This is a genomic window from Halolamina rubra (assembly GCF_000739555.1).
Lineage (GTDB): Archaea > Halobacteriota > Halobacteria > Halobacteriales > Haloferacaceae > Halolamina > Halolamina rubra.
Window position 1 is genome coordinate 25,892 of the sequence record NZ_BBJN01000056.1, and the last position, 8,151, is coordinate 34,042.

An 8,151-nucleotide genomic window follows, 5' to 3' on the forward strand; every position below is an offset into this window, starting at 1 on the left:
GCCCACGGAGGGGCCGGTGGGTAGCTCGTTGTGAGTTGGTTTACACACAGCCACGGCATGGCGCTCCGTGACTGGACCACGGAGGGTCCAGTAGTTCGCTCGCCGTGGCTGGTTACGGGAACGGGTGGTACGCCCGCCCCGGCTTCGCGGTGAACCCCATCGACGCCGCCACCGACGCCAACCGGTCGCCGAAGAACGCCTCGCCCGTGAACAGCGGCTGGGCCTCGGGGATCACGACGCGGACGCCCTCGAACCCCAGCGCGGCCACGTCGCGGGTCGTCGTCCGGGCGGCGTACGGGGTGAGCCCGGCGTCGTCGACGCGGTCGACCAGCGCGTCAAGCGCGGCCTCGCCCGACAGGCTCGCCGCGTCGTCGGCGACCGAGTCGGCCGGCACGGTCGTCTTGGGGTGTGTGAGCTCCCGGGCCCGAGCCGGGAAGTCGGCGTACTCGCCGATGGCGCCGCCCTCCTCGCTCGCCTGCTCGGGGCCCATGTCGCGGAGCTCGGTCCAGTTCTGCAGCGCCTCGGCGAGCGCGCCCGTGGCGGCGTCGACGGGGTCGAGCGCGGCGCCCGACCCGGCGGCGAAGCGGGGCCAGTCGCCGTCCTCGCGGTGGACCGTCGCGGCGACGACCGGCACGTCGACGTCCTGCGTGAGCAGCGCGACCGAGACGGAGAGCCCCTCGCCGGCAGCGCGCTTCTCGAGCTCCCGGAACCGGTCGTCGGCGACCGAGAGGCCGAGCGGCTCGTAGTCGGAGTACCACGCGAGCATCGTCGCGTCGCGCTCGATCACCTCCGAGAGCCCCGAGATCGTAGCCTCGACGGTCGAGCTCCCGAGGCCGAGCCCGGTGGTGATCGGCGGCTTGATCCGGCGCTCCGGCGGGGGGTACTGGACGACCTCCGCGGGGAGCCAGACCCCCTCCTCGCTCGTGAGATCGAGCCCGGGGACCCACGGGCGTTCGGCGCTCGGCTCCGGGTCGTAGCTCTCGGCGGTGACGAACCGGGTCGGCGAGACGGCGTCGTCCAGTGCCGTCGCGGGCCCGCGGCGGAACTCGGCGTTCCTGTAGACGCCCGCGGCGTAGCGCTCCAGCCCCTCGCCCAGCGCCTTCATGTACGCCTCGTTCCAGTCGACGGCGGCGCCGGCGGCGTAGGGGGCTGCGCCGGCGTCGGAGAACCCCTCGGTCCCCGCGATGGCGGCGAGGTAGTACGGCAGCGGGAACGACGCCTGCTCGCCGACCTGCTCGATCATCCCGACGCGGTCGTCGACGGCCGCCTCCGCGCGGGTGAGGGCGTCGTCGAGGTCCGTCTCGCGGTAGTCGAGCGAGAGCGTGCGGTCGCGGCCGGGCGAGCAGCCACAGAACGGTACGGGCTGGAACCGGCGGTGGGCGTCGGCGCCGTCGCCGACCTCCACGACGGTGCCGCCCAGATCCTCGCCGGTGAGGATCCGCGTCGCCCGACGGCCCGCCAACGCGCCCGCGTAGCGAACCGCGCTCGTGGGCGCGGCGGGGCTGTCGTCGCTCGGTTCGGTCGTGGCGGCGACGCGCTGCTGGAGACAGCGGTAGCAGCCGGAGTCAGGGGTGAACGACGACACCGCGGCGTCGACGCCCTCGATCGCGTGGCCGCCGACGCCGCCGATCTCGACGGCGACCCAGCGGTCCAGCGCGCTGTCGGCGGCGGTGCCGAACGCGTCCGCGCCCGCGGCGCCCACGACGAAGCAGAGCCCCACGTCGGCGAAGTCGCCGCTCCCGATCTCGACGATGCGGGCGTCGAGGTCGGCCATCGCCGCCTCGATCGCCTCGGCGGCGGGGCCGCTCCCGACGAGTCCGATATCCATGTCTCGGGGAGGGAGCGCCGCTCGCAAAAAGGAACGGGTGCCGGCTCAGCTCGCGATCATCGACTGCGCGACGCTCGCGAGCTCCTCGGCGTCGGCGCCGTGGAGGCGCTCGTCGCCCAGCTTCAGCCGCAGCCGCGGGCGCCCGACGTCGATGGGCACCTTCTCGGTGTCGATCAGGCCGAGCTCCTCGAGCCGGGTCTTCGTCCGGGAGAACGTCGCCTTCGAGGCGATCCCCACGTCCTCGCCCCACTTGCTGATGTCGTACAGCAGCACGTCGTTCTTGGCGGCGACCAGCAGCGAGATGGTCACCTCGTCGAGCCCGTCGCCGTCGCCGCGGGCGGTCTCGAGCGAGCTCAGCACGGTGTCGAAGTCGTCGCGGGACTGCTCGCCGATGTCGTCGGCCATCGTCTCGCGGACCCGCGAGATCGCGGGCGTCCGGAGGTTGTACGTGTCGGCGGCGTCGAAACGGTCGCTGTAGTTCTCGTGGGCGAGCGCGACGAACTCCTCGTCGTCCGTCGCCAGCCCCGCGACGGCGTCGCCGGCGGTGACGATGGCGACGGTGCGGTCCTCGGTCACCAGCAGCGCGTTGTCGGTCTCCGCGTCGAGGTTCCGCAGCTCGAGGCTGCCGGCCTCGACCAGGTCGGCCGCGTTGCTCGCGACGAGGAAGTCGTCCATCACGTCCTTGAGCATCCGTTCGTCGGCCAGTACTTTCACGGTCGGGAGGTCGCCCTCGAACTCGATGCCGAGCTCGATCAGCGCCTCGACCGCCGCCGCCGACGGGTCGACGAACAGCAGCTCGTCGCCGGCGTCTTCGAAGCTCTCCCGGAGGATATCCTCGATTTCCTCGCCGAGTAAATTCGAACTCATTACTGGTAGAGTATATGCGTCACACCGTATTTAATATTAACGGGAATATCGCCGTCTCAGCGCTTCTAACGGAAGTTACTTGCTTCCTAATTGCTGAAATCAACTCGGCCGCGAGATGTGTGTAAATGACGTAACTCTTTTTACAACTCGCCGAGTTCACGAGGTATGGCACCACGCAACGTGGCTACGGAAGTCGGTGCTCGTATCGGGGGAACCGTCTCGCGTCACCCGCGACTCGCCGCCGCGCTGCTGGCGGCGGTGCTGTTCCTCGCGCTCCAGGACGGGGCCGTGGCGGCGGACGCGACGCTCGCGGAGCCGACCGCCGAGGGGTCGGTCGACTTCGGCCCCGACCCGGACCAGGATTAGTGGTCGATCCGGCCCCGGGCGAGGTCGTCGGCGAGCGCTGACGACCAGCGGATGTCGCCGCGGTAGATGACGGGGAACTCGCCGCGGCGGAGGAACGGCACGAGATCCGCGGCGTCCATCTCGAACGTGCGCTCGTTGCCCAGCAGCATCGGGCGCTCAGCACGGTCAAGGTTGACGTACGCCCGCGCGCCAGCCCGCGCCGGCGGCAGCATCCCGTACGTCAGCGAGAACCCGTCCTCGGTGCGGGTCAGTTCGGCCTGCGAGCCGACGACGGTCTCCGTCTGGGCGAGCACGTGGGTGCCGTCGCCGACGACGGCGTAATCCTTCCCCATGATCACCCGCCGGCGCGCGAGCTCCAGCGCGCGCTCGATCGCGTAGCCGTGGACCACCAGCCGGGCGAACATCGTCCCGACTTTCGCGGCGTGGCTGTCGAGCACCTTCTCGAAGGTGACCCCGCCGGCGACGCTGCCTTTCCGCACCAGCTCCTTACCCTCCTCGTAGGAGCCACAGGCGTTCAGGAAGAACGTCTGGGCCCGCGAGCGCTCGACCGAGGAGACCGAGAGCGTCCCGTCCGGGCAGCGCAGCCCCGACGCCTCGCAGTGGCCGACGAAGTGGAGCAGGTCGTGGTGGCGCTCGATCGTCCGGGCGAGCTCCGCGGTCGACAGCGACTCGCGCACGTCGATGTCGATGTTGAGCCGCTCGGCCCGCCGACGGTAGATTTCGGCGGCCCGGGAGTGCTCCTCGCTCATCTCGGACTCGTTGAGCACCGCGACCACCGAGATCGCCTCGTCGGCGCGCTCCCGGTAGAGCGACCGGTTCTCGTACGCCGCCGGCAGCGACTTGAACGTGTCGAGCGCGACGCCGTCGGCGAGCCAGCCGTGGTAGCGACTGGGCCCGAGATCGGCGTTCCGGAGCGCGACCGGCTCGGGGGCGTCCTCGCCGTCGCGGTAGAACGCCGACAGCGAGCTATCCAGCCGGTCCTCGTCGCTCAGCGGGCTGCTCCGCGGCGTGAACAGCTGGGGCACGTCCTCGAGCAGGTGGGGGAGACAGCGGACGGACGCCTCGGTCGGCTCGACGTACAGCGAGAGGTGCCACTCCGGCAGCTCCGGCTCGATCGCCCCGAGGTCGACCTCGCGGTAGGCCAGCAGCCGCTCGGCGATGCTGGCGTCGTACAGCGCGTCGGCGTCGATCGCGAGATCGTCGAGCAGGTCGGTCTCGACCGTGTTCGCGTCGTACGGGCCGGCGGTCCGGACGAGACAGTCGAGCCAGAACGTCCGGCGCAGCAGCGACGCGACCCGGCGTTCGTACGCCCGCCCCGTCCCGAGGCCGATCCGCTCGCCAGCGGCGCGGAGCGTGGGGTCGGCGTCGTCGGCGACGCTCACGTCGGCGCCGAGGTAGTGCGCCAGCGGCGCGGCCGGCAGCAGCGACGCCAGCGAGCGGGGGAGCCGGAGCTCGATCCCGGTGTCCGGGATCTCCTCTCGGACCGAGTCGGGGATCTCGGTCCGGTCGCCGAAGCGCAGCCGCGGGGGTCGCGTCCGCATCGAACTGAACGACCGGTCGGCGGTCGTCGACTGGCACGCCGCCGGGAACGCCGACAGCGCGGTCGCGACGCCCGCCGGGGTTCGGGGGACGGTCACCGACGACTGCGCGGAGCCCGTGCGGCTGCGGAACCCCAGCCGAACCGCCGTCGGCTCCGGGAACGACACCACCAGCCGGTCGAACTCCGGCTGGGCGAGGCTGAACGCGCCGTCGACGCGGACGTACGCCCGGACCGGCGCGGCGATCCGGAGCTCGTAGGCGCCCGCGGGGAAGGAGATCGGCCCCTCGCGGCCGCCCATCGTCGTCGACTCCCCGCTGTCGACCTCGGTGACGGAGACGAACGCCGGGGGGAACTCCAGCCGGTCGGTCCGGCCGGTGACGGCGGCGTCGACGGGCGGATCGAGCGCCGGCGCGGTCGCTGTCGGCGTCCACCCGTCGGCCGCGACGCGGACGGTGGTTTTCGCCTCGTCGACGGCTCGAACGCCGTCGCCGTCGCGCTCGACCTCCATGTTCGGTCTGCCGGAACGTACCCGCCCGCCGATAAATCTCTGTCGGGGGATGCGGGCGTTCGACCGGCGATCCCTGCCGACCGAACTGCCCGCGGCAACTGGGGCGGCCGACAGTCAGGCTTAACCGGGAAGTGGCCCGCGGTGTGGGTATGCAGCACGACCAGGTCCGGCAGGTCGACCCGGAGATCGCCGACGCGCTCGAGGCCGAAACCGAGCGGCAGCGGGACACGCTCACGCTCATCGCCAGCGAGAACCACGTCTCCGAGGCGGTGATGGACGCCCAGTCCAGCACGCTCACCAACAAGTACGCCGAGGGGTACCCCGGCCAGCGCTACTACGGCGGCTGTGAGCAGGCCGACGTCGTCGAGCAGCTGGCGATCGACCGCGCGAAGGAGCTCTGGGGCGCCGAGCACGTCAACGTCCAGCCCCACTCCGGGTCGCAGGCCAACATGGCCGTCTACATCGCCGCCCTGGAGCCCGGCGACAGGATTCTCAGTCTCGATCTCACCCACGGCGGCCACCTCAGCCACGGCCACCACGCGAACTTCGTCGGCGACCACTTCGAGGTGCAGCACTACGAGTGCGACGACGAGACGGGGTACGTCGACTACGAGGGGCTCCGCGAGCAGGCCGAGCAGTTCGAGCCGGACATGATCGTCTCGGGCTACTCCGCCTACCCCCGCGAGGTCGAGTGGGAGCGGATCCAGGCCGCCGCCGACGCCGTCGACGCGCTCCACCTCGCGGACATCGCCCACATCACCGGGCTCGTCGCCGCGGGCGAACACGCGTCGCCGGTCGGGATCGCCGACTTCGTCACCGGCTCGACGCACAAGACGATCCGCGCCGGCCGCGGCGGGATGGTGATGTGCGGCGAGGAGTGGGCCGAGGCCGTCGACAAGGCGGTCATCCCGGGGATGCAGGGCGGCCCGCTGATGCACAACATCGCCGGCAAGGCCGTCGGCTTCGAGGAGGCGCTCACCCCCGAGTTCGAGGAGTACGCCGCCCGGGTCGTGACCAACGCCGAGGCGATGGCCGAGCGCCTGCAGGAGCGCGGCCTCGAACTCGTCTCCGGCGGCACCGACACCCACCTCGTGCTCGCCGACCTCCGGCCCTCCCACCCCGACACCACCGGGAAGGACGTGGAGGAAGCGCTGGAGGAGACCGGGATCGTCCTCAACGCCAACACCGTGCCGGGCGAGACGCGCTCGCCGTTCAACCCCTCGGGGATCCGCGTCGGGACGCCCGCGATCACGACGCGGGGGTTCACCGCCGACGACTGCCGGACCGTCGCGGACTGCATCGCCGACGTGGTCGACGCGCCCGAGGACGAGGCCGTGCTCGCCGCGGTCTCCGAGACCGTGGACGAGCTGACCGACAGTCACCCCCTGTACGAGTAGCGCCGCGGAGCGGGCGGCTTTATTTATCGGGACCCACAGGAGACAGTAGATGAACCAGCGCCTCCTCTGGATCGGGTCGCCGGACCCCCCGGCCGCGGTCACCCGTCTCGCCGACCGACGCGGGTGGACCGTCCGGACGGCGAACCCGGAGGACGGCGTCGCGGTCGCGACGAGCGACTCGCCGGTCGCGGTGCTCGTCGGCGCCGCCGGCGTCGCCGTCGACGAACTCCGGGCGGCCGTCGACGCCGCGCCGATCGGCTACTGTCCGGCCGCCACGACGCCCGACGGCGTCGCCGCGGCGGCCGGCGTCGACTTCGTCCTCCCCCAGGACGCAGACGCGTGGGGCGTCGAGGCGCTCGACGGCGGCTTTCGGCGGGCGGCTCCGGCGTCGCCGCCGACGGCGCCGGGGCGGCCGGGAAGTCGCCGGCCGACGCCGGCGAGACGGCCGACATCCGCCGGGAGCACGAGCGCCTGTGGACGCTGTTCGAGAACCTGCCGGACCCCGTCGTCGACGCCGAACACGTCGGCGATGGGCCGGTGATCCGTGCGGCGAACGACGCGTTCGCCGAGGTGTTCGACTGCGACCGCGAGACGGTTGCCGGCTCCCGGATCGACGAGGTGCTCACCTCGCCCGGGGAGGCGGTCGCCGGGAACACGCCGCCCGAGGAGATCAACGAGCAGGTCCGCGAGGGCGAGGTGACGGGGGCGAAAGTCCGACGGGAGACCACCAACGGCGCGCGGACGTTCCTGTTCCGCGGGATCCCCTACGCGGAGAACGGCACCGTGCGGGCGTTCGGTATCTACACCGACGTGACCGAGATCGAGCGCCGGGAGCGCCACGTGAAGGTGCTCGACCGGCTCCTCCGGCACAACCTCCGGAACGACCTGGGGGTGGTGATCGGCCGGGCCGAGAACGTGATCGACCGCACCGACGACCCCGTGATCGAGGAGGAGGCGACCTCCCTGGTCGAGGCCGCGAACCGACTGATCGGCCTCAGTAACACCGCGAAACGGATCCGCCGGATCATCGAGAACCCGGCGGACGAGCGCTCCGAGACCGCGGTCGCGGCGCTGCTCGACTCGGTCGCCGACGACGCCCGCGATCGGTTCCCCGAGGCGACGATCGGCGCCGCGGCCGACGGGGCCGACCTGACCGTGTTAGCCACCTCGGACCTGCGGCTCGCGCTGGAGGAGCTGGTCGAGAACGCCGTCGTCCACGGCGGCGAGGCGCCGACCGTCGAGCTTCGGGCCGAACCGTTCGACGCGGCGCCCGACGAGTGGGTCGACCTGCTCGTCGTCGACGACGGGCCGGGGATCCCCGAGGCCGAGCGCGCGGCCGTCACCGGCGCCAGGGACATCACCCAACTGCAACACGGCAGCGGGCTGGGGCTCTGGCTCGTCCGGTGGGCCGTCGAGTCTGTCGGCGGCGACGTGGGGTTCGAGCGCCGGGACGACCGGACCGTCGTCCGACTGCGGCTCCGCCGAGCGACCGCAGAGTGATACACGTTCGTGTATTTTCCGAGCCATCCCTAGAGCTGTCTATACACGTATCCGAGGGTTGAAGTTCGCCCAGCCCCCCGATCGAACCATGAGCGAGGCCATCAAGCGGCGGGCCGATCGCGCGGACGTTATCGACGGCGAGGCG

At 71.8% G+C, this 8,151-nt stretch carries 7 protein-coding genes; 4 read left to right on the forward strand and 3 right to left on the reverse strand.

The genetic code is table 11. The features are described from left to right. Positions 1 to 112: 112 nt before the first annotated feature. Positions 113 to 1,828 carry a YcaO-like family protein gene (locus ACP95_RS14270; RefSeq protein WP_049981842.1) on the reverse strand — a complete coding sequence of 572 codons (1,716 nt, stop codon included), beginning with the start codon at positions 1,826 to 1,828 and terminating at the stop codon, positions 113 to 115. A 45-nt stretch (positions 1,829 to 1,873) separates the two neighbouring features. After that, positions 1,874 to 2,695 (reverse strand): transcriptional regulator TbsP, encoded by an 822-nt coding sequence (gene tbsP / locus ACP95_RS14275; RefSeq protein WP_049981843.1) that lies wholly within the window; start codon positions 2,693 to 2,695, stop codon positions 1,874 to 1,876. Between the two features lie 165 nt (positions 2,696 to 2,860). Here tbsP and ACP95_RS14280 point away from each other — a divergent pair, with 165 nt between their 5' ends. Further along, entirely contained in the window at positions 2,861 to 3,061 is a 201-nt protein-coding gene (locus ACP95_RS14280) for a hypothetical protein (RefSeq protein WP_049981844.1), read from the forward strand. Here the strand turns inward: ACP95_RS14280 and ACP95_RS14285 are convergent. Continuing rightward, positions 3,058 to 5,109 carry a hypothetical protein gene (locus ACP95_RS14285; protein WP_049981845.1) on the reverse strand — a complete coding sequence of 684 codons (2,052 nt, stop codon included), beginning with the start codon at positions 5,107 to 5,109 and terminating at the stop codon, positions 3,058 to 3,060. The genes ACP95_RS14280 and ACP95_RS14285 overlap by 4 nt on opposite strands. A 149-nt stretch (positions 5,110 to 5,258) precedes the next feature. Here ACP95_RS14285 and glyA point away from each other — a divergent pair, with 149 nt between their 5' ends. Genes glyA through ACP95_RS16570 form a run of 3 tightly spaced genes read left to right on the forward strand, consistent with a single transcriptional unit; the run spans position 5,259 to position 8,006 of the window. Beyond that, positions 5,259 to 6,506 (forward strand): serine hydroxymethyltransferase, encoded by a 1,248-nt coding sequence (glyA, locus tag ACP95_RS14290; RefSeq protein ID WP_049981846.1) that lies wholly within the window; start codon positions 5,259 to 5,261, stop codon positions 6,504 to 6,506. A gap of 49 nt (positions 6,507 to 6,555) precedes the next feature. Further along, on the forward strand, positions 6,556 to 7,047 hold the full coding sequence (locus ACP95_RS16400; protein ID WP_049981847.1) for a hypothetical protein: 492 nt from the start codon (positions 6,556 to 6,558) through the stop codon (positions 7,045 to 7,047). Then, positions 7,044 to 8,006, forward strand: coding sequence for an ATP-binding protein (locus ACP95_RS16570; protein ID WP_049981848.1), 963 nt, complete (start codon positions 7,044 to 7,046; stop codon positions 8,004 to 8,006). The genes ACP95_RS16400 and ACP95_RS16570 overlap by 4 nt, the downstream gene beginning before the upstream one ends. Positions 8,007 to 8,151: the final 145 nt, after the last annotated feature.